Consider the following 21,301-nt stretch of genomic DNA (forward strand, 5'->3'; position numbering starts at 1 on the left):
ATGACCAGCCTCTCCCCCGCCCAGGTCGATCGCGCTGTCGGCGCCGTGCTCGTCTCCGCCGCGGGCGACGCCCTGGGCTCGGCGTACGAGTTCGGTCCCGCGCTCGCCGACGACGTCGTCCCCGCCTTCGGCCGCGGCCACTTCGGCCACGGCGAGCGCGAGTGGACCGACGACACGAGCATGGCCGTGCCGATCCTCGACGAGCTCGCCGCCGGGCACCGACTCGAAGACCCGTCGTCGCTCGAGACCATCGTCCGACGCTGGCAGGAGTGGGCGCGCGACGCCCTCGACGTCGGAGCGCAGACGCGCCAGGTCCTGTCCCGCATCCCCGCCGACGGACGAATGGATGCCATCACCGCCGCGTCCCGTGCCGTGCACGACGCATCGGGTCGCAGCGGAGGCAACGGCTCGCTCATGCGCACCGGACCCCTGGCCCTCGGCTACCTCGAGCGTCCCCGCGAGGAGATGGCCGCGGCGGCCGGAGCCGTCGCCCGCCTGACCCACTGGGAAGACGACAATCTCGACGCGTGCGCTCTATGGTGCGGGGCGATCCGCCACGCCATCCTGACGGGAGAGCTCGACATGCGCGCGCAGCTCGACCTCGTGCCCGCCGAGCGCCGGGATCGCTGGGCCGACCTGATCGAGGCGGCCGAGGGCCGCCATCCGCGGGACTTCCAGCAGGCGAACGGCTGGATCGTACGGGCGTTCCAGGGTGCACTTTCGGCGGTCGCCGGGGCGGGCTCGCCGCTCGAGGCGATCGAGCGAGCCGTCCGTGGCGGAAACGACACCGACACGGTCGCCGCGATCGCCGGTTCTCTGGCCGGAGCGGTCTGGGGTGCCGAGGCGCTGCCGCCTTCCCATGCCGAAGGCCTGCACGGGTGGCCGGGCATCGACGGCTCCGAGCTCGCGCGTCGGGCGCGGGAGGCCGTGGGGGCCTGACGTCGCCTCAGAGCGAGGTCGCCACGCTGAACACCGTGATCAGGATCCCCACCGGAACGAGCACGGCAGCCGCGGCGATCCCGATCCCGATCCACACCCAACGCGGCAGGCTGCGCTTCAGCCGGCGCCCCTCGGGACCGACGGATGCCGACAGCCCCGGCGCCGCGCGATCGTCGCTATACCCGTCGGTCTGGGTCCACGCTTTCCGGCCCACCGTGGCCCGGATGCGGGCGAAGCGCTCCCAGACCGCGGGGTCGTGCAGGTCGAAGCCACCCGGGCGGTAGACGATGAGCATGTCGTCGCGCACCTCGACGTCGAGATCGCCTGTCTCGTCGATCAACAGACCCATGAGGTCGGGCGTGAAGACGTACAGGGCGTCGCGCTCGTACCCTCTCGGTGCGAAGAGATGGAAGTGCGCGTCGAAGTCGCCCTCGAGCGAGAGTCGCTGCTTGCGCTGCGGTCGGTGCTGGAGCGACGACAGGATGCCGTCGTTGCTCCGCGCATCGAGCACGAAGTGCGGCAGCTGTCTGGGCAACCGGATCGCCAGGTAGCCGAGGTTGATGCTCTTGACCGGCACGTTCACCGACACGCTCGTCCGGATCGTGACGATCCCGCTCTGGCGGACGTTCTCGGCCTTCCTCGCCCCGCCGACGATCCGGCCGGCCTCCCACCCCGGCCCGGTGATGCGGTCCTGGACATTGCCCGCCGTGGCGTACTCCCACATGTCACCCGAGAGCGCGGGAGGCTCCGCGGTGGCCTCGTAGGTCCAGCCATTCGTTGCGGCGAAGGAGGCGAGGTCTTCGATGCGGGCGGGCTCGGGGGTGGGCACGTGGCCGACCCTAGCGGGGTCCGTCAGAATTGGTCGTCACTGAGCCCAAGCTCCTCCCAGCGACGTCGGGCGACTGATGCGGAGAGCTTCTCGAGTTCGAATTTTTGAGGCGCGCCATGCTGATCTACCCGGATGCGGCGCCACAAGAATCGCCTCTCCGCCGTCACGCTCGGCAGGTGGTAGTCGAGAAAACCCGCATCGATCTCGCGGAGGGTGGACCAGCCCGACCCGTAATCCTCGAAGGGGAACTCCCTCCGCCCATCGATCCAGACGACCAGGAACCACAGCCACGGGGCTCTCCGAGGAAACATCATCTCCGACACCACACACGCGACATGACCTCGGAGCTCACCGTCCACGGAAAGCGTCCAGACCGCGTGGTGGTAGGAGCTCAACGAAGGATCGAGCGGTTCATAATCCCTCGGTTCCGTCACGACGACGAAGCTACCTGCCCATAGGCAGAAGTCCGGGGAACAGTCCCGTTCAATCGTTGAAGCGGAACTCCACCACGTCGAGCAGCCGAAACACCTTGAGTTGGCGTGTGTCTGCTGCAGTTCTCAACGTTGATCGACGGAGAAGCCCCACGACTCCCACCATGCATCTCACCTCTGCCAGACGCCGTCATCAACGTCACCTAGGCTCCATCTCCATCGAGTTCCAACTGAAACTCCGTGAAGATGTCGGGCACTGCGTACCCGATCGCCTCGCCTGGACCGTCGTAAACCGCCCAGAGGGGGTCCGGAGCATCTTGGCTGATCTGCGCCCGATCGACGAGCTCGGCTTTGGCTCGATCCGCGGGCATACGGAATCGCGTTAAGTACTTATTCGCATCCCCCCACCCAAGAATTCGACCAATTTCGGCCCTTGCCAAATACCCACCTGCGCGCGCTGCACCGACAATCACGTCGCGCTGACGCTCGTGCCCACGCTCATTCAAGATCACCAATAGCTCTGCGTAAGCCGTGTCGCTCCACGATGAGTTCGACACCTTCACATCTTGAGAGATGTTCGACAGAATTTCACGCGTTCCTTCGTCTGAGACCGCGTGCCCCAAAAATTCATCCCAATTTAGCGCATACATTGGCCCACCGACCGACTTGATTGTCTCATCTTGGATCCGAGGATCTATTCGCCGTAGAGCCTTTTCGCCTTGCTGAACTTCCCAAATGTCTGGCTTACGCTCCTCGGTTACGAAAACGAACCCGGAAGTAAAGTTCTGCTGCTTACAATGCGCAAGGATTTCCTGCCACACGTAGTAATCACCGGCTGCTTCGTCTACAGATGCCTTGTTGCTATCGGTCTTACCTGGTCCGACCGGATCGTCCTGATTAACCCGTGATACGTAGAGCGCTTTCCACTCGTTCAACTGCTCTTCTCCCGGCGCAGCAAGAAGATGCCCATTGTCAAAAACTTCAGCAATCTCATCTAAGAGCAAGTGAGGGACGCCACCCCTCTTGATCGCGGTGATATCAACGCGATCGCCGAGCCAGCCTCGCACTTTGTCGTCGACCTCGTCGAGCCATGTCACGAGTTCGTCAAACTTGATTTGCACCTCTGACTCGAGTGCTTCGATCTGTTCCGCCGTGACAGCGTCGACTCTGCTCTGCGGTCGGACCTTGCCAATTTCTGACAGCACGTATTCCCGGACTCGATCAAGGCCTCCTCGACCCTCAAATAGACCCGGCGTTGGCACGTTGTTCAGTACGGCGTCTGAGTAAGCCTGCCTATAAAGCTCTACCTGAACTTGGTGCGGGAGATAGACACGGCTCGCCAAATCCCGAATCGACCCGAGCAGGTTCTTTCGCGGATTACTGTGCAACTTCCACAGGTTGCGAAAAACCATCGTGTCAAAGTAGATGGGGATGCCAGCATCAAACGCTTGCCGCACCTCGTCGTCCGTGAAGACGTGCATGTGGGGGTGAATTACAGGAAATGACACAGGCAAATATCCGTAACTTCTCGCTTGAAATTCGAGCTTGGAATCCAATGCAAGTATGCAACTACCAGTGCTCGCGTCGCAACAACGATTGACGAATTCCAGCTAGCGGCGACGCCCCCTCGCCCACGACGCCGCACGAACCACCGGCTACGCACAGCACCTAAGCTTCCATCAGCGAGAGACACGTCACGGCTCGATTGGGAGGACATACGCGACCGAACACATTCTCAGTTCAACGCGCATCCTGTTTGGACGGCTGAGCTAGTTGTTAAATCGGAACTCCACCACGTCGCCGTCCTGCATGACGTAGTCCTTGCCCTCGAGGCGTGCCTTGCCCTTCGCGCGGGCCTCGGCGACCGAGCCGAGCTCGACGAGGTCGTCGAACGAGATGACCTCGGCCTTGATGAAGCCCTTCTCGAAGTCGGTGTGGATGACACCAGCGGCCTGCGGCGCCTTCGCGCCTTGCGGAATCGTCCAGGCACGCGCTTCTTTGGGGCCTGCGGTGAGGTAGGTCTGCAGGCCCAGTGTGTCGAATCCGATGCGGGCGAGCTGGTCGAGGCCCGACTCGTCCTGTCCGGTCGACGCCAGCAGCTCGGCCGCGTCCTCGGGGTCGAGGTCGATGAGTTCCGACTCGATCTTCGCGTCGAGGAAGACGGCCTTGGCGGGTGCGACCAGCGCGGCGAGCTCGTCCTTGCGAGCCTGATCGGTGAGGACGGCCTCGTCGACGTTGAAGACGAAGATGAACGGCTTCGCGGTGAGCAGACCCAGTTCGCGGATCGGCGAGAGGTCGATTCCGGATGCCGACAGCAGCACGCCGCGCTGAAGAGCATCCTGCGCGGCCTTGGCGGCCTCGAGCACCGAGGGGTCGAGCTTCTTGCCCTTGACCTCTTTCTCGTACCGGGTGATGGCTTTCTCAAGCGTCTGAAGGTCGGCGAGCTGCAGCTCGGCGTTGATGGTCTCCATGTCGTTGGCCGGGTTGACCGAACCGTCGACATGGACCACGTCGTCGTCGGCGAATCCGCGGACGACCTGGGCGATGGCATCCGCTTCACGGATGTTCGCGAGGAACTGGTTGCCGAGGCCCTCGCCCTCGCTGGCCCCGCGGACGATGCCCGCGATGTCGACGAACGACACCGCAGCGGGCACGAGCCGCTCGCTGCCGAACACGTCAGCGAGCTTCTGCAGGCGCACATCGGGAAGGTTCACGACCCCGACGTTCGGCTCGATGGTGGCGAACGGGTAGTTCGCCGCGAGCACCGAGTTCTTGGTCAGAGCGTTGAAGAGGGTCGACTTTCCGACGTTGGGAAGGCCGACGATTCCGATGGTAAGAGCCACGGGAGTCCAGGTTACCCGGCCTGGAGCCCGGTCACCCGCGTCACGGCCGCCGCGCGCGGAACGCGTGGGTCACGTACGGCAACGCGACCGACCCTCCGTCGGCGAGTTCGGGAACGGATGCCACGACCCCGTCGACCGCAGCCTCGATGCCCGCGCGCTTCTCGGGGCTGGCCGTGATGATGTCGCTCCGCGAGACGACGAGGTCGCGCAGTTGCGGCAGAGTGATCCGCCTCGCCCACGACCATTCACGGTGCTCGAGCTCGCCGTAGGGCTCGGCGACGCGCGGACCGGTCGTGGCGAGGAGGACCTCGGCGTTCGACCCGCCCATGGCCGCGGTGAGCCGCCGCACCCAGTCGACCCGGTCGTCGCGGATGTTCCAGATGAGCCCGAGCACTCCCCCGCTGCGCAGCACGCGCGCGGTCTCGAGCGAGGCCGGCTCGACGTCGACCCAGTGCCAGGCCTGGCCCATGACGACGGCGTCCAGGCCGGAATCGGGGAGGGGCAGGTCCTCGGCCATCCCGACGAACGTGGGCACACCCCGCGCGTTCTCTCGCAGGCTCGCGAGCATGTCGGCATCCGGATCGACCGCCACCACGTCGGCGCCGAGCTCGACGACAGCGCGGGTGAGCTTGCCCGTCCCCGCTCCGACATCGGCGACGCGCAACGCGCGACCGGGCTCCCGCACGGGGTCGAGGAGCCAGGCCACGGCGCCGGACGGATACCCCGGACGCCCGGATTCGTAGGCGGAGGCCGCCTGCCCGAACGAGGTCGACTTCTCGCGATCGGTCATGCCCACGACCCTACGCCGCCCCTCCGACACCCTCCGTTGGATCGGGGCAGCGGGACGCGCGCGGCCCTCCGACGTCGACCCGCCCCGTGGAGTCGGAGTGCGACACGCCGTCGGTGGATTCCGGAAGCCGGCGGGCCGTCGACGACCTCCGCTCGACGGCACGTGTGGGTCGCCTCGGGGGCGAGCAGATACCAGGGCTGTACGACCCCGCCCCGGCGCGCCTCCTCCGCAACGCGGCGGTCCCGGCACAGGGTGGAATCGTGGCTCTGGACTTCACCGCGATCGATTTCGAGACGGCGAATTCCAGCGGTGCGTCCGCGTGCGCGGTGGGTCTGGCCCGTGTTCGCGACGGCCGCGTGGTCGCCACAGCGGCCTGGCTCATCAAGCCGCCGGCGGGTCACGACCACTTCGCTCCCATCAACGTCGGGATCCATGGCATCCAGTCTTCCGATGTCGTGAACGCGCCCGGCTGGTCGGCGCAGCTCGCGCGTCTCACCTCCTTTGCGGGAGCGGACGTCCTGGTCGCGCACAACGCCGGTTTCGATATGTCGGTGCTGCGCCGCGCGTGCGCCGCGACCGGCGACGACTGCCCGCCCTACCGTTACCTGTGCAGCGTGCAGATGTCGCGCAAGACCTACACGCTCGACTCGTACCGCCTTCCGCTCGTCGCCGCTGAGGCCGGATGCTCTCCCTTCGCGCACCACGACGCTCTCGCCGACGCGGTGGCCTGTGCCGAGATCACGATCGACTGCGCCCGCCGCGCCGGTGTCGACGACGTGCACGCCCTCGCCGCCCACCTCGGCGTGCGGGTCTCGCAGATCGTCGCCGAGCCCGCCGAGCGCGCGGTCGCCTGAGTCGCGTCGGCCCGTCTTTCCGCGGATGTCGGAGGTCTGGTGCAAGCTGACCCCATGGATGCCATCGCCCTCCTCTTCGTGATCCTCGCCCTCGCTCTCGGCGTCGTCGGCGGGTGGTTCACAGGGTCCTCGCGCGCCGCAGCTCGCAACGCCGTCGAGCAACAGGCCCTCGGGGCCCGGGTCGCCGCAGCCGAGACCGCGCGCGCGGGAGTGCAGGCGCAGCTCGATCATCAGGTGTCGCTGTACCGCGAACTGGTGGGGCAATCGCGCGCCGATCAAGCAGCCCGCGAAGAGCGCGAGCGACGAGAGCAGACCGTCCTGCGCGCCCTCGACCCGGTGCGCGAGACGCTCGACGCCATGCAGCGCAAGGTCGACGGTCTCGAGCGCGATCGCGTCGAGCAGTACTCCGCACTCGGCGAGCAGTTGCGCCTGTCCCGCGAAGCCGACGAGGCTCTGCGTGCCACCACGGAGTCTCTGGCCTCGGCCATGCGTTCGGGAACCACGCGCGGCGTCTGGGGCGAGACGCAACTACGGCGGGTCGTCGAAGCCGCCGGGCTCACGCGCTACGTCGACTTCGACCTGCAGACCGCGATCTCGAGCGACGCCGGAGCCGGTCGCCCCGATATGGTCGTGCGGCTCCCCGGCGGTAAGTCCCTGGCGGTGGATGCCAAGACCCCCCTCGACGCGTACCTGCAGGCGAGCGCCATCCCGGTGACGGCGCACGGCGACGACGGGGCCCGTCGGGCAGCACTCCTGACCAAACACGCCCGCGCGGTGCGCGCCCATGTCGACGCGCTGGCGAAGAAGGCGTACTGGGCGGGCCTCACCACGAGCCCGGAGTTCGTCGTGTGCTTCCTCCCGAGCGAGTCGCTGCTGGCCTCGGCCCTCGACGAAGATCCGACCCTGCTCGACTACGCCTTCACCCGTCGCGTCGCCCTCGCTTCCCCCGTGAACCTCTGGGCGGTGCTCAAGACCGTCGCCTTCACATGGACGCAGCAAGACGTCTCCGACGAAGCGCGCACGCTCTTCGCTCTGGGCACCGAACTCTACGAGCGCATCGGCAAGCTTGCTGAACACGCCAACGACCTGCGCCGAGCGATCGAGAAGACTGTCGACAGCTACAACCGATTCGCCGGGTCGCTGGAGTCGCGCGTGCTCGTCACGGCGCGGAAGTTCCCCGGTATCGACGAGACGAAGCTCGACGCGGTCGCCGCTCCCGTCGCGCTCGAGGCAGCTCCGCGTCGGTGGACCGCACCGGAGATGATCGAGGATCTCGAGGGAACCGGCGAGGTCACGCAATCACCGGTCGACGAAGACGGGGCGACCACGAGGGCCGATCTGGGTGACATCCGTCAGCGAGCGGGGCTCTCCGACGCCGGGTCGTGAGCGTCCGCCACGTCGCGCGAAAGTGCTCGCGCGCGTCGAGGCGCCATACGAGGTGGGAGGGGTCGAGAAAACGGATGTCGCCGGTCGAACACTCGGCGACGGAAAGGGAAGAAGGCTCAGGCCCCGCCGGGAACCCAGCTCAACAGGCTCACCACGGCCGCCGAGACGGCGACGAACGCCCCGACCATCCACCACGCGCTGACCTCGTGGCCCTCGTCGCGGCGCACGCGCAGCAGAACATCGGGACGACGCGCGGGATCGGCCGCGCTGGCGATGACCGCCTGTGCACCTGTCTGAGGTGCGGTGTGATTCGTCGGAGCTGCCATGGACGATCCCCCTTCGGGTCTCGGAAGTACACAGCGTCGCCGTTGACACTGCGTTCGATTCTGCCAGACACGGCCTCCGGGGCCGGTCACGCTTGCGTCACGACACGCCCGGCTGTATCTGCACATCGCGGGATTCTCGCCGCGTCGCGGTTCCCCCGGGCGCCGGAGCGTACTGGATCGCCGGGACCCCGCCCTACCGCCGAGACCGCATTCCGCTGACACGACAGTTGCGACCTGCAACCGATTTGTCAGCGAGACGCAGTCTCGCGATCAGAGGCGTCCCAGACAGGAAACCTGACGTCAACGCAACGACGTCAACGCAATGACGTCAGCGCAATGACATCGACCCCGAAGCGTCAGCCCGGAGCGTCACAGCCATTTCGACGTCAGGTGCTCCGACGAGATGCGGCGCAGGGTGCCCGAGGCGCCGCGCAGCACGACGCTCTCCGTGTAGAGGAAGTCACCCTCGCGGCGAACACCCTGGACGAGCTGTCCGTCGGTCACGCCGGTCGCGACGAAGATCGTGTTCTTGCCCTTCACCAAGCCATCGGCCTCGTACACCTCGCCGTCGACCTGGAGTCCGGCATCTCGGCCCTTCTCCTTCTCGTCGTCGTTGCGCGGGGCAAGGACGCCCTGGATGTGCCCACCGAGAGCCTTGATGGCGCACGCGGTCACGATGCCCTCGGGGCTGCCGCCGACGCCGACGCACATGTCGGTGCGAGCGTTGTGACGAGCGGCGTTGATGCCACCGGCGACGTCGCCGTCGCTCATGAGGCGGGTGCCCGCGCCGGCCTCGCGGATCTCGGCGATGAGCTTCTCGTGGCGCGGCCGATTCAGCACCGACACGACGATCTCATCGACGGGCTTGCCCAGCGCCTTCGCGAGCAAGCGGATGTTCTCGGCGATCGGGAGGCGGATGTCGACGACGCCGACACCGGCGGGGCCCGTGACGAGCTTGTCCATGTAGAAGACGCTCGACGCGTCGAGCATGGTGCCCTGGTCCGACACGGCGATGACCGAGAGGGCGTTCTGGCGGCCTGCGGCGGTCAGCGAGGTGCCATCGATGGGGTCGACGGCCACGTCGCACTGCGGCCCGCGGCCGCTGCCGACGCGCTCACCGTTGTAGAGCATGGGAGCGTTGTCCTTCTCGCCCTCGCCGATCACGATCGTGCCGTCGAAGTTGACGGTGCTGAAGAACGCGCGCATCGCGTCGACGGCTGCACCGTCGGCGGCCTCTTTGTCGCCCCGGCCGATGAAGGGAACGGCGCGGATGGACGCCGCCTCGGTCGCTCTCACCAGCTCGAGCGCCAGGTTGCGGTCGGGGTGCAAAGGGCTCATGTCGGCAGTCAGGCTCACCATGCGGCCACTGTATCCAGCGAAGCGTGGACAATCGCCGGTTTTGACCGGATGTGCAACGAAGGAATCGCCTTTCTTAACGGTTCGACAGAACTGCCCCGTTCCTGCCGCGCCCGCCGCGTCACGATCCGGTGGCTTCGCTAGAGTGACGGTGTCCCGACAACACCAAGGAGCACCTCCATGCCCGTCGCTTCCCCTGAGCAGTACGCCGACATGCTGGACCGCGCGAAGGCCGGCGGCTTCGCGTATCCCGCGATCAACGTCTCGAGCTCGCAGACCATCAACTCGGTGCTCCAGGGCCTGACCGAGGCCGGCTCCGACGGCATCCTCCAGGTCACGACCGGTGGTGCCGACTACTTCGCCGGCCACACCGTCAAGGCCCGCGCCACCGGCGCTCTCGCCTTCGCCAAGTACGTGACCGAGGTCGCCAAGAACTACCCCATCACGGTCGCCCTCCACACCGACCACTGCCCCAAGGACGCCCTGCCCGGTTTCGTCCTCCCGCTGCTCGAGGCCTCCGAAGAAGAGGTCAAGGCCGGTCGCAACCCCATCTTCCAGTCACACATGTGGGACGGTTCGGCCGTTCCCCTCGACGAGAACATCGACATCGCGGCCGAGCTCCTCCCCCGCATGAAGAACATCAACGCGATCCTCGAGATCGAGGTCGGCGTGGTCGGCGGCGAAGAAGACGGTGTGCAGCACGAGGGCTCGAACGAGGCCCTGTACACGACCGTCGCCGACGTGACCAAGGCCGTCGAGCGCCTCGGCCTCGGCGAGAACGGCCGGTACATCTCGGCCCTCACCTTCGGCAACGTGCACGGCGTGTACAAGCCCGGTGGCGTCAAGCTCCGCCCCGAGCTGCTCGGCGAGATCCAGGAGGGCATCGCCGCGAAGTTCGGCACCGGCCCCAAGCCCCTCGACCTCGTGTTCCACGGCGGCAGCGGCTCGACCGACGACGAGATCGCCCTCGCCGTCGCCAACGGTGTCGTGAAGATGAACATCGACACCGACACCCAGTACGCCTTCACGCGCTCGATCGCGGGCTACATGTTCTCCAACTACGAGGGCGTGCTCAAGCTCGACGGCGAGGTCGGTAACAAGAAGCAGTACGATCCCCGCGCCTGGGGCAAGGTCGCCGAGTCGGCCATGGCCGTGCGCGTGGTCGAGGCCACCAAGCAGCTCGGCTCGTACGGCCAGTCCCAGAACTGACCCAGCGCGTTTGCACGAACGCCCCGGCTCTCCCGCCGGGGCGTTCGTCGTCTCCGGACGCCGCGCCCCGGGCCGGGCGCTTGACGTCAGCGAGACGACATCTCGCTGACGATTCGGCGTCGGACTGCATCCGAGATGTCAGCGAGATGCTGTCTCGCGTGCCCTCCGCCCGTCCGGCAACAGCGGCTCAGCTGCGGTACGCCTCGAGCACCGTGGGGGCACCCTCGGGCGACGACAGCACCTCGATGGCATCCCCCGCCCGGACCTCGCCGGCACGGCGAACGCGCAGGTAGGCGCCGAGTCGCCCCTCGTCGGAGAACCGCTTCACCCAGCCGCGCGCCGCCGAACCGCCGACCCATCGCGCGAAGGTCGCGCACGGGGTGCGGGGCATCGTGACCTCGACCTCGACGGTGTCGCCGATGCGCCAGATCTCTCCGATGCGCGCGCCGTTGACGTCGAGCCCCTCCACGCGCAGGTTCTCACCGAACCAGCCCGGGTGCAGCTCGCGATCCAGCTCGCCCTCCCAGAACGCGGCGTCCTCGGTGGCGTAGGCGTACACCGCCTTGTCGGGCCCACCGTGGTGCTTGCGACTCGCTTGCACGTCGGAGCGGATGCCGAGCTTGCCGACGCGCACGCTTCCCTCGATGGCACGCTTGTCGATCGCCGTCACCCCGACCGATCCGGAATCCGGGTGCAGGCTGTGGACGGCGCAGACGGCGACGAGTCGAGGCATGGACCGATGCTAAAGCGTACGAAGCCGACGCACGTGCGCAGGACTCAGCCGAACTCCCGCCGCATCACGACGGTGCCGCCGTCGAGAGAGCGGATCTCGACCGCCCCGATGTTCGAGGCAGAGAGATCCGTGCCGGCGCTCAGCTCGGTGGTCGACCCCGGGTCGGCACGCCACGTCGAGAGCACGCTCGTCGTGCCCGCGTCGTCGGTGATGGCCAGGGCATACGGCCAGCCACCGGGAGGAGCATCGAGCACCTGCCCGGTGTACTGGCAGACCAGGTCGATGCGGGTTCCCCACGGGGCAGACGTGAGCTTCACCGAGGCTTCCAGCGGCGCTCCGGCGACGTCGTCGAGGGCGTAGACCGTCCCCGTCGACTGCTGCACCGCGCTGTTCACGGCGAACACGCTCGGTACCGCGACGGCGACCAGGGCGATGGATGCGGCGAGCGTCCACACCGTGAGGCGGCGCTTACGCCGACGTCGGGCGACCTCGACGACGCGTCCGCGCAGGGCCGGGTCGGGCGAGGCGAGCGGGATGGGGCCGGTCGTCGGGCTCAGGGCTCGAGCCCGCTCGGGGGACAGCCGCGACAGCAGTCCCGCGGCGGGAGCGAGCTCGGCGACGGACGCGCGGCAGGCGGCGCACACCGCGAGGTGGGCTTCGAATTCGGCGCGGTCGGATGCGCACAGCGCCCCGAGCACGTAGGCGCCGTCCGACATCGACAGACGTTCGTGATCGTCGTTCATCGGGTCACCCCCCTTTCCTGCAGCGCGAGCCGCAATGCCCGCACCGCGTAATGCAGTCGCGATTTGACGGTTCCGGCCGGGATGCCGAGCTCCTCGGCGGCCTGAGCGACGCTGCGCCCACCGTAGTAAGCGCTGACGATGACGGCGCGGTGGTCAGGAGTCAGGGTGGCGAGCGCCTCTTCCACGAGGAGGGCGTCGAACATCGCGTCGGTGTCGTCGTCGCGGACGACCTCGGGCAGTTCGTCGACCGGATGCTCGTGCCGACGCCGCGCGCTGCGCGCTTCGTCGATGACGAGGTTGCGGGCGACGGTGTACATCCACGAGCGCAGCGTCGCGGGATCGTCGCTCATGACCCGCGGGGTCCGCCAGGCGCGCAGCAGCGTCTCTTGTACGACATCGTCGGCTCCCGCGTGATCACCGGTGAGGCTCACGACGTAGCGCCAGACGGGGGTCGCGTGCGCGTCGTACAGCGCGGTCAGCTGCGCGTGTTCGTCTCGCACCGCGGCATCCCCTCTCCCTCTTCTTCTAGGAACACGGGATGCCGCGCAGAACGGTTCAGTTCGAGACGCTGCCCATGACGGCCGACAGGAACTGCGGGTCGCTCGACATGCCGATGAGAGAGAGCACGGCGGCGATGATCGTGCTGATCAACGCGCCGACGATGGGGATCCAGAACGAGATACGGCCGCGCTTCATCGACCGCCACGTCAACAGGGCGGTGAACAGCCACCCGATGCCGGTGACGGCGGCGGCGGCGGCACCCCAGAGATACCCGGCGGTGAGGTTCGTGAACGCCACGTCGACCCGGAAGACCCGGGCGAAGTTGTTCGCGTACTCGGGGAAGTTCAGCAGTTGGATGATCGACGTGACCACCGAGAACAGCCCGTAGATAAGAAGGCCGAACGTCACGATCCGGTCGATCTGCCCGCCGCGGGTGGTGGGGACGGGCATCGGCGCAGGCTTCGCCGCGGAGCTCGATAAGGCGACCGGCTCCGGCTGAGGGGCGACCCCCGCCTCGAGGGCCTCGGTCACCTCCGGACGCCGGATGCGCGCGCGCTGCTCTTCGGGCGTGGCGTACTCGCCGTACTGCGGGCGGGGACGGGCCTCGTCGGAGGGGGTGCGCGGATCGGTGTCGCTCACGCCCGACCCCGGCCGCCCAGCGCGCGCTCGTCGCGTTTGCCGGTGGCATCCTGCCGCAGCTCTTTGGGCAACGAGAAGATCAGGTCTTCTTCGGCCGTGCGCACCTCTTCGATATCGCGGTAGCCGGCGCCGGCGAGCTCGTCGAGCACCTCTGTCACGAGGACCTCGGGAACCGACGCACCGCTGGTGACGCCGACCGTCTCGACCCCCTCGAGCCACTCCTGCTTGACCTCGTCGACGTAATCGACGCGGTACGCGGCCTTGGCCCCGTGCTCGAGGGCCACCTCGACCAGGCGGACGCTGTTGGAACTGTTCGCCGAACCGACGACGATCACGAGGTCGGCGCCGACGGCGACCTTCTTGATCGCGACCTGGCGGTTCTGGGTGGCGTAGCAGATGTCGTCCGACGGCGGATCCTGCAGCTGCGGGAAGCGCTCGCGCAGACGCCGCACGGTCTCCATCGTCTCGTCGACAGACAGCGTGGTCTGCGAGAGCCACACGACCTTCGAGGGGTCGCGCACCTCGATCGTGTCGGCGTGGTCGGGAGAGTTCACGACGGTGACGTGCTCGGGAGCCTCACCGGCGGTGCCCTCGACCTCCTCGTGTCCCTCGTGGCCGATCAGCAGGATCTCGAAGTCGTCACGGGCGAAGCGCACGGCCTCGCGGTGCACCTTCGTCACGAGGGGGCACGTGGCGTCGATGGCCTGAAGACCCCGGTCGGATGCCGCGGACACGACGGCGGGCGACACGCCGTGCGCGCTGAAGACGACGTGGGCGCCCGAGGGAACCTCGTCGACCTCTTCGACGAAGATCGCGCCCTTCTTCTCGAGCTCCGTCACGACGTGGATGTTGTGCACGATCTGCTTGCGCACGTACACCGGGGCACCGTAGCGCTCCAGGGCCTTCTCGACGGCGATGACCGCGCGGTCCACGCCGGCGCAATAGCCGCGGGGCGCGGCCAGCAGGACCTTCTTCTGGCCCTTCACGGGGATATCCTGGAGCCGCCCGCGTCGACCCGGGATACGGGGAACGGGCAGGTGGACGGCAGGTGAGCTCACCCCTCGATTCTACCGGGACGCCCCTGAACACCGGCCGAACCGGCCACCTCGACCCTCCGGAGACCATGACCTCGTTCCAGCCCGAGACCATCGCGGGCCAGGCCCCGCCCGCCGACAGCGTGCACCCCCGTGACTCGAGCACCGACGCCCCCACCTCGGTCTCGCGCCTGAACGACACCATCCGCGGCTTCATCGAACGCTGGGGGTCTGTCTGGGTCGAGGGCGAGATCACCTCGTTCAACCGCCGCGGCGGCAACGTCTTCGGTCGCCTCAAAGACCTCGGCACGGAATCGACGGTGGCCTTCCGCATCTGGTCGAGCACCCTCAACCGTCTGCCGAAAGACCTCAAGGTCGGCGACCATGTCGTCGCGTGTGTGAAGGCCGACTACTTCCCGCGCACCGGTGACTTCTCGTTCGCGATCTCGGCAATGCGGCACGTGGGTCTCGGCGAACAGCTCGAGCGTCTGGAGCGGCTCCGCGTCCAGCTGCGCTCCGAGGGCCTGTTCGATCCGGTCCGCAAGAAGAAGCTGCCCTTCCTCCCCCACTGCATCGGTCTCATCACGGGCGAGAACTCGGACGCCGAGAAAGACGTCCATCGCAATGCCGAGCTGCGCTGGCCCCGCGTGCGCTTCCGCACCCAGCACGCCGCCGTCCAGGGCGACCGGTGCGTTCCCGAGACCCTCGCGGCTCTGAAGATCCTGGATGCCGACCCCGAGGTCGACGTGATCGTGATCGCCCGCGGCGGCGGAGATCCGCAGACGCTGCTCGGCTTCAGCGACGAGCGATTGCTGCGCGCCGTGGCCGCGGCATCCACTCCGATCGTCAGCGCCATCGGACACGAGAACGACCGGCCGCTCCTCGACGAGGTGGCCGACGTGCGCGCCTCCACACCCACCGACGCCGCCAAGCGGGTGGTACCCGACGTCAGCGAGCAGCGGGCACTCGTGTCGCAGCTGCGTGCCCGGCTCACGGGCCGTCTCACCCAACGCGTGCTGCACGACATCGCGCAGCTCGAGCAGATCCGTTCGCGACCGGCGCTGCGCACTCCCCATTCCATGCTCACTTCCCGCGCGCAGGAGCTGTGGATGCTCTCGAACCGCGGACGCGACATCGTCGACCGCCGCATCGAGGCTGAGCGGCGACGCGCGAGCGAACTCGGCGCGGGGTTGCGCGCGCTCTCGCCGCTCGCGACGCTCGCCCGCGGCTACGCGATCGCGCAGCTCCCCGACGGCTCGGTGCTGCGCGACGCCGCTCACGCCCCGGCCGGGACCGCGCTTCGGCTCACCGTGGAGGAGGGCACGCTGGCCGCTCGCTCGGAGGGCGGCGTTCCCGACACGGTTCCACACGGGGCGTCGACCAGTGGCCGCGACACCGCGGACGACGCCGAGTCCTCGGCATCCGCCGATCGACCGCTCGACGACGAGGCACCCGGCGACGGGGTGTCGATGGGGCGCGCCTAGAATGGATGCCATGACCGCGACGACCCCCGGCCCCGCCGTCGACGTCGCGACCCTGTCGTTCGAGCAGGCCCGCGACGAACTCGTGCGCGTGGTCGCCGAGCTCGAGCAGGGCGCTCCGACCCTCGAAGAGTCGCTGGCGCTCTGGGAGCGCGGCGAGAAGCTCTACGCCCGCTGCGAGGAGTGGCTGCTCGGCGCGAAGCGCCGCCTCGACGCCGCCCGCGGCGAGGGTGACGACTGATGGCTCGCGTCGTCGCCCATCTCGGTCGCCCCGAAACCCCGCAGGAAGCGGCCGATCGCAAGGCCGAGTCCTCGCGTCGGTACCGGTCCAGCAAGACGTTCCGCAACCTCATCGCGGCACTCATCGTGACCGTCGGCGTCGTGCTCGTCGTCGTCGCGGCCGTGCCCCGCGGCGAGCCGGCTCCCCGCCCCGACATCGACGTCGCCGCCCTCGCGGCCGAGATGCAGAGCGACCTGGGTCGACCGGTGCTCTCCCCCTCCCTCGGCGAGGGATGGCGCGTCAACCAGGCCAGCACCGAGGGCGTCGGCGGCACCGAGGCGTGGACCATGGTCTACGTCCGCTCGGGCGAGAGCGGATTCCTCCGCGTCGCGCAGGGCTTCGAGGCAGACGAGACGTGGGTCGGACAGGTGCTCGACGGCACCCGCAGCACCGAGACCATCGAGATCGACGGCATCACGTGGAACGTGTACCGTCCGTCGAACCCGTCCGGCACCGGGAACATCGACTACGCCCTCGCCACCCCGGCCGGGCCCGACTACGTGCTCGTCTACGGCGATGCCGCCCCCGAGACCGCGGCGCTGGCCGCCGCGTCCGTCACATCGCAGATCGAGCAGTTGAGAGAGGTCCCGTGAGCGAGCGCATGACCCCCCGGCAGGTCTGGCGGCAGATGGTGGAGGGCAACGAACGTTTCGTCTCGGGCGCCCCCGCTCACCCGCGTCAAGACGTCGAGCGCCGAACCGAGCTCGCGAGCTCGCAGCACCCCACGGCGGCGCTGTTCGGCTGCTCCGACTCTCGCCTCGCGGCCGAGATCATCTTCGACGAGGGCCTCGGCGACCTGTTCGTCGTGCGCAACGCCGGTCAGGTCATCTCCGACTCGGTCATCGGCAGCCTCGAGTACGCCGTGGGCGTGCTGGAAGTCCCCCTGATCGTGGTGCTCGCGCACGACGCGTGCGGCGCCGTCGGCGCGGCCATCGAGAGCACGGGCGTCGACGCCCCGACCCTCCCCGCCTACATCTGGCGGCAGATCGCGCCCATCGTCCCGGCTGTGCGACGCGTGCAGCGCGCCTCCGCCGTCGACGGTCACCTCCCCGACGCCGTCGACCCCGAGCTTGTGGGTCGCGAGCACCTCCGCCACACGGTGGGCGAGCTGTTGCGCGCCTCCGAACTGATCAGCGAGGCCGTGGCCGAGGGGCGCACCGCCGTGGTCGGAGCGAATTACCGCCTCGATGAAGGCGAAGCCTTCCCCGTCGTCATCGTGGGCGATGTCGACGACCCCCGCGTCGACGACCCGCGCGTCGAAGACGCCCGCATCTGACAACCCAACGAACGACCCGGAGGAACAACGACGTGACCGACATCGAGTACCGCATCGAACACGACACCATGGGTGAGGTGCGGGTACCCAAGGACGCCCTCTACGCCGCGCAGACGCAGCGTGCGGTCGAGAACTTCCCCATCTCGGGCTCGGGCCTCGAGTCGACGCAGATCGCCGCTCTTGCCCGCATCAAGAAGGCCGCCGCGCTCGCCAACAAAGAGCTCGGCACCCTCGATGGACGCATCGCGGATGCCATCGCCCGAGCCGCCGACGAGGTCGTCACCGGCGCGCACGACGCGCACTTCCCCGTCGACACGTACCAGACCGGCAGCGGCACCTCGTCGAACATGAACATGAACGAGGTGCTGGCGACCCTCGCCACCCGCATCCTCGGCGACACGGTGCACCCCAACGACCACGTCAACGCCTCGCAGTCGTCGAACGATGTCTTCCCCACCTCGGTGCACATCGCCGTCACACAGGCGCTCATCACCGACCTCATCCCGGCGCTTGAGCACCTCGCGACGGCGCTCGAGACCAAGGCCGAGGCGTGGAAGGGCATCGTCAAGTCGGGCCGCACCCACCTCATGGACGCCACCCCGGTCACCCTCGGCCAGGAGTTCGGCGGCTACGCCCGCCAGATGCGCCTCGGCATCGAGCGCGTCGAGGCCGTGCTCCCCCGCGTCGGCGAGGTCCCCCTCGGCGGCACGGCGGTCGGTACCGGCATCAACACGCCCCTCGGCTTCCCACAGAAGGTCATCGAGCTGCTCGCGGCAGAGACCCAGCTGCCCATCACCGAGGCCGAGGACCACTTCGAGGCCCAGGCGAACCGCGACGGTCTCGTCGAGGCATCCGGCGCCCTCCGCACGATCGCGGTCTCGCTGACGAAGATCAACAACGACATCCGCTGGATGGGCTCCGGCCCCAACACCGGTCTGGGCGAACTGCACATCCCCGACCTGCAGCCGGGTTCCTCGATCATGCCCGGCAAGGTCAACCCGGTCGTCCCCGAGGCCACCCTGATGGTGTGCGCGCGCGTCATCGGCAACGACGCCACCGTCGCGTGGGCGGGCGCCTCGGGCTCGTTCGAGCTCAACGTCGCCATTCCGGTCATGGGCACGGCACTGCTCGAGTCGATTCGTCTGCTCTCGAACGCCATGCGCGTCCTCGCCGACAAGACCATCGACGGCCTCGAGGCCAACGTCGCGCGCGCCGAGGCGTTCGCCGGCATGTCGCCCTCGATCGTCACCCCGCTCAACAAGGTCATCGGATACGAGGCCGCGGCGAAGATCGCGAAGCACTCGGTCGCCAAGGGCATCACGGTGCGCGAGGCGGTCATCGACCTCGGCTACGTCGAGCGCGGCGAGATCACCGAAGAGGTGCTCGACGCCAAGCTCGACCTGCTGTCGATGACCCACCCGGGCTGATCGGGCCCACTGGCGCATCCCCGACGCCGAGGCGCGCCATAATCAGAGGATGAGCCGCACGACGAGACCTGTCTCGACGCGCGTGCGCTTCCTCGGCGCGATCCTCGGCGTCGTGCTGCTCGGCATGATCATCGCCGGCGGCGTCACGTTCCTCGTGCAGAGCGAACGCGTCGTGGCCAACGCCGAACGGCAACTCGACGGGTTCGTCTCGACCCTGTCGACGAGCAGCCAGGATGCCGCCACACTCGTCGCGGCGACCGTTCCCGGTCGTACCGACGGCACCGTAGCCCTCGACGGCGCGCGCGTGCTCGCGAGCACCCCGTCTCCACCCGGACTGTCGATCGCCGACGATGCCGGGCTCGTGGCATCCCTGGCCGACCAGATCAGCCTCGGCAACGATCGTGGGCGCCTCGACAGCGTCCATGGGCCCGTGCTCTACGCGGCCGTCGAGACCCGCGACGGGGCCGCCGTGCAGGTCATCTCGGTGGACCAGCGCATGGAGCTGGTGACCCTCTCGACGCTCACCTATGGAATCTCGGCGCTCGTGGTGCTGCTGCTCGTCGCCGTAGCCGGCTGGTTCGTCACGGGGCGCCTGTTCTCGCCGCTCCGGCGCCTGCGCGATACCGCCGACGCCATCACCATCGACGACCTCGGCACGCGCCTGCGCGCGCACGGCAACGACGAGATCTCCGATCTGACGACCTCGGTCAACTCGATGCTGGATCGACTGGCGATGTCGGTCGACGCGCAACGGCAACTGCTCGACGACGTCAGGCACGAGCTCAAGACCCCTATCACGATCGTCCGTGGGCACCTCGAGATGATGGATCCCGCCGATCCCCACGATGTGACCGAGACACGCGACCTCGGCATCGCCGAACTCGATCGCCTCGCGCGGCTGGTCGACGACATCGACACCCTGGCCGACGTCGAGAGCGGCGCGCTCGAGGCGGCGGTCATCGACGTGGGCTCCCTCACCGACCGCGTGGCGGAGCTCGCGGGGGCGATCCCGGGGCACACCTGGACCGTCGAGCAGCGGGCGCGCGGCCGCATCCACGGCGACGCCGATCGCCTCGTCCAGGCGTGGCTCCAGCTCGCGGACAACGCCGCGAAGTACACCCCCGAGGGCACCTCGATCGAGATCGGCAGCACGGCGGACGAGACCACCGCCCACCTCTGGGTCCGCGACCACGGCCCGGGCATCCCCCCGGCCGCTCGTCACCGCGTGTTCCGTCGCTTCGACCGCCTGTCGACGGGGCGGGGGATCGACGGATCCGGGCTCGGACTGTCGATCGTGGATGCCATCGCCAAGGCGCACGACGGACACTGCAGCGTCAGCGACACCCCCGGTGGTGGGGCGACCGTGGCCCTGCACATCCCCGTGACCGGGGCGCAGTCCCCCGCCGAGCTCCCGACGCCCGTGCGCGCCGGTGACGTCGTCATGCAGAGAGAGGCCACCGGATGACACGCATCCTCATCGCCGAAGACGAGGAACGCATCTCCGCGTTCGTCGCGAAGGGGCTGGAGTCCGCGGGCTACCAGACTCTGATCATCGCCGACGGAGCAGAGGCCCTCGACACCGCGCTCTCGGGTGACGTCGATCTCGTCCTGCTCGACGTCGGTCTGCCATCGATGGACGGCTTCGAGGTGCTGCGGAGCCTGCGCGGCCAAGGCTCGCAGATCCCCGTGATCATGTTGACCGCACGCACGAGCACGCGCGACACCGTCGACGGTCTCGACGCCGGTGCCAACGACTACGTCGCCAAGCCGTTCAAGTTCGACGAGCTCCTCGCCCGGGTGCGCTCGCGCATGCGGGAACCGGTGACGGTCGGTCCGATGACCGTGGCACACGGCGACGTGTCCCTCGATGTACTCGCCCGTCGGGCCACCGTCGGCAGTCGCGAGATCGATCTCAGCGCACGGGAGTTCTCCCTGGCCGAGGAGTTCATCCGCCACGCGGGCCAGGTGCTCAGCCGCGAGCAGTTGCTGAGCCGCGTCTGGGGAATGGACTTCGACCCGTCGTCGAACGTGGTCGACGTGTACGTGCGCTATCTGCGGGCCAAGATCGGCCAATCGCATATCGTCACCGTGCGCGGCGCGGGCTATCGCTGGGAATGACGTTCACAACCCGAAAACCCCCGGCGGGGGAACCGGGGGTTTGGGGAGACGCTCACGGTGGTCTTCCGACTCACCCGAAGAGCGGTGACCTGCACGTGACGTTCTC

23 protein-coding genes are annotated in these 21,301 nt (G+C 68.2%); 11 read left to right on the forward strand and 12 right to left on the reverse strand.

Annotated features, from left to right (window positions below):
* Entirely contained in the window at window positions 1–939 is a 939-nt protein-coding gene (locus DEU35_RS15630; protein WP_116240039.1) for an ADP-ribosylglycohydrolase family protein, read from the forward strand.
* A 7-nt stretch (window positions 940–946) separates the two neighbouring features.
* On the opposite strand, the gene DEU35_RS15635 is transcribed toward DEU35_RS15630, so the two are convergent.
* The 5 genes from DEU35_RS15635 to DEU35_RS15650 form a co-directional block, all read right to left on the reverse strand.
* Window positions 947–1,768 (reverse strand): hypothetical protein, encoded by an 822-nt coding sequence (locus tag DEU35_RS15635; protein ID WP_103210938.1) that lies wholly within the window; start codon window positions 1,766–1,768, stop codon window positions 947–949.
* A gap of 23 nt (window positions 1,769–1,791) precedes the next feature.
* Window positions 1,792–2,202 carry a hypothetical protein gene (locus DEU35_RS15640; RefSeq protein WP_146035586.1) on the reverse strand — a complete coding sequence of 137 codons (411 nt, stop codon included), beginning with the start codon at window positions 2,200–2,202 and terminating at the stop codon, window positions 1,792–1,794.
* A 200-nt stretch (window positions 2,203–2,402) separates the two neighbouring features.
* On the reverse strand, window positions 2,403–3,755 hold the full coding sequence (locus DEU35_RS16895) for a PIN-like domain-containing protein (RefSeq protein ID WP_220340860.1): 1,353 nt from the start codon (window positions 3,753–3,755) through the stop codon (window positions 2,403–2,405).
* A gap of 213 nt (window positions 3,756–3,968) precedes the next feature.
* Complete coding sequence (ychF, locus tag DEU35_RS15645; RefSeq protein WP_103210940.1) at window positions 3,969–5,042, reverse strand: redox-regulated ATPase YchF; 1,074 nt, start codon at window positions 5,040–5,042, stop codon at window positions 3,969–3,971.
* A gap of 40 nt (window positions 5,043–5,082) precedes the next feature.
* Window positions 5,083–5,832: a class I SAM-dependent methyltransferase gene (locus tag DEU35_RS15650; protein ID WP_116240041.1), complete on the reverse strand. Its 750-nt coding sequence runs from the start codon at window positions 5,830–5,832 to the stop codon at window positions 5,083–5,085.
* 260 nt (window positions 5,833–6,092) lie between these two features.
* Here DEU35_RS15650 and DEU35_RS15655 point away from each other — a divergent pair, with 260 nt between their 5' ends.
* Entirely contained in the window at window positions 6,093–6,686 is a 594-nt protein-coding gene (locus tag DEU35_RS15655) for a 3'-5' exonuclease (RefSeq protein WP_103210984.1), read from the forward strand.
* Between the two features lie 54 nt (window positions 6,687–6,740).
* Window positions 6,741–8,072 (forward strand): DNA recombination protein RmuC, encoded by a 1,332-nt coding sequence (gene rmuC / locus DEU35_RS15660; RefSeq protein ID WP_116240042.1) that lies wholly within the window; start codon window positions 6,741–6,743, stop codon window positions 8,070–8,072.
* Between the two features lie 116 nt (window positions 8,073–8,188).
* On the opposite strand, the gene DEU35_RS15665 is transcribed toward rmuC, so the two are convergent.
* Window positions 8,189–8,398, reverse strand: a complete 210-nt coding sequence (locus DEU35_RS15665; protein WP_116240043.1) for a UDP-N-acetylmuramyl pentapeptide phosphotransferase — start codon at window positions 8,396–8,398, stop codon at window positions 8,189–8,191.
* 369 nt (window positions 8,399–8,767) lie between these two features.
* Window positions 8,768–9,757: a class II fructose-bisphosphatase gene (gene glpX, locus DEU35_RS15670; protein WP_116240044.1), complete on the reverse strand. Its 990-nt coding sequence runs from the start codon at window positions 9,755–9,757 to the stop codon at window positions 8,768–8,770.
* Window positions 9,758–9,934: 177 nt separating this feature from the next.
* Here glpX and fbaA point away from each other — a divergent pair, with 177 nt between their 5' ends.
* Window positions 9,935–10,963 carry a class II fructose-bisphosphate aldolase gene (fbaA, locus tag DEU35_RS15675; protein ID WP_103210945.1) on the forward strand — a complete coding sequence of 343 codons (1,029 nt, stop codon included), beginning with the start codon at window positions 9,935–9,937 and terminating at the stop codon, window positions 10,961–10,963.
* Window positions 10,964–11,150: 187 nt separating this feature from the next.
* Here the strand turns inward: fbaA and DEU35_RS15680 are convergent, their stop codons facing one another.
* The 5 genes from DEU35_RS15680 to DEU35_RS15700 are packed head-to-tail and all read right to left on the reverse strand — an operon-like array spanning window position 11,151 to window position 14,637.
* Complete coding sequence (locus tag DEU35_RS15680; RefSeq protein ID WP_116240045.1) at window positions 11,151–11,696, reverse strand: MOSC domain-containing protein; 546 nt, start codon at window positions 11,694–11,696, stop codon at window positions 11,151–11,153.
* 44 nt (window positions 11,697–11,740) lie between these two features.
* Window positions 11,741–12,439 (reverse strand): anti-sigma factor, encoded by a 699-nt coding sequence (locus DEU35_RS15685; RefSeq protein WP_116240046.1) that lies wholly within the window; start codon window positions 12,437–12,439, stop codon window positions 11,741–11,743.
* Window positions 12,436–12,939 carry a sigma-70 family RNA polymerase sigma factor gene (locus tag DEU35_RS15690; RefSeq protein ID WP_116240047.1) on the reverse strand — a complete coding sequence of 168 codons (504 nt, stop codon included), beginning with the start codon at window positions 12,937–12,939 and terminating at the stop codon, window positions 12,436–12,438. Before DEU35_RS15690 ends, DEU35_RS15685 begins: the two co-directional genes overlap by 4 nt.
* A 55-nt stretch (window positions 12,940–12,994) precedes the next feature.
* Window positions 12,995–13,579: a DUF6264 family protein gene (locus tag DEU35_RS15695; RefSeq protein ID WP_116240048.1), complete on the reverse strand. Its 585-nt coding sequence runs from the start codon at window positions 13,577–13,579 to the stop codon at window positions 12,995–12,997.
* Complete coding sequence (locus DEU35_RS15700; RefSeq protein WP_174799684.1) at window positions 13,576–14,637, reverse strand: 4-hydroxy-3-methylbut-2-enyl diphosphate reductase; 1,062 nt, start codon at window positions 14,635–14,637, stop codon at window positions 13,576–13,578. Before DEU35_RS15700 ends, DEU35_RS15695 begins: the two co-directional genes overlap by 4 nt.
* A 65-nt stretch (window positions 14,638–14,702) precedes the next feature.
* Between DEU35_RS15700 and xseA the strand changes: the two genes are divergently transcribed.
* From xseA to DEU35_RS15735, 7 genes are read left to right on the forward strand one after another with little or no spacing between them, the layout of a single operon-like run.
* Window positions 14,703–16,097 (forward strand): exodeoxyribonuclease VII large subunit, encoded by a 1,395-nt coding sequence (gene xseA, locus DEU35_RS15705; RefSeq protein ID WP_116240049.1) that lies wholly within the window; start codon window positions 14,703–14,705, stop codon window positions 16,095–16,097.
* 10 nt (window positions 16,098–16,107) lie between these two features.
* Complete coding sequence (locus tag DEU35_RS15710) at window positions 16,108–16,335, forward strand: exodeoxyribonuclease VII small subunit (protein WP_174799685.1); 228 nt, start codon at window positions 16,108–16,110, stop codon at window positions 16,333–16,335.
* The gene (locus tag DEU35_RS15715; RefSeq protein ID WP_103210952.1) at window positions 16,335–16,967 is read left to right on the forward strand and encodes a DUF4245 family protein; all 633 of its coding nucleotides are present in this window, start codon (window positions 16,335–16,337) and stop codon (window positions 16,965–16,967) included. The genes DEU35_RS15710 and DEU35_RS15715 overlap by 1 nt, the downstream gene beginning before the upstream one ends.
* Window positions 16,964–17,650, forward strand: a complete 687-nt coding sequence (locus DEU35_RS15720; RefSeq protein ID WP_371861613.1) for a carbonic anhydrase — start codon at window positions 16,964–16,966, stop codon at window positions 17,648–17,650. Before DEU35_RS15715 ends, DEU35_RS15720 begins: the two co-directional genes overlap by 4 nt.
* Window positions 17,651–17,682: 32 nt before the next feature.
* On the forward strand, window positions 17,683–19,077 hold the full coding sequence (locus DEU35_RS15725) for an aspartate ammonia-lyase (protein WP_103210953.1): 1,395 nt from the start codon (window positions 17,683–17,685) through the stop codon (window positions 19,075–19,077).
* Window positions 19,078–19,126: 49 nt separating this feature from the next.
* Window positions 19,127–20,542, forward strand: a complete 1,416-nt coding sequence (locus DEU35_RS15730) for a HAMP domain-containing sensor histidine kinase (RefSeq protein WP_103210954.1) — start codon at window positions 19,127–19,129, stop codon at window positions 20,540–20,542.
* On the forward strand, window positions 20,539–21,195 hold the full coding sequence (locus DEU35_RS15735) for a response regulator transcription factor (RefSeq protein WP_103210955.1): 657 nt from the start codon (window positions 20,539–20,541) through the stop codon (window positions 21,193–21,195). Before DEU35_RS15730 ends, DEU35_RS15735 begins: the two co-directional genes overlap by 4 nt.
* Window positions 21,196–21,301: the final 106 nt, after the last annotated feature.

This window comes from Microbacterium sp. AG157 (assembly GCF_003385695.1).
Lineage (GTDB): Bacteria > Actinomycetota > Actinomycetes > Actinomycetales > Microbacteriaceae > Microbacterium > Microbacterium testaceum.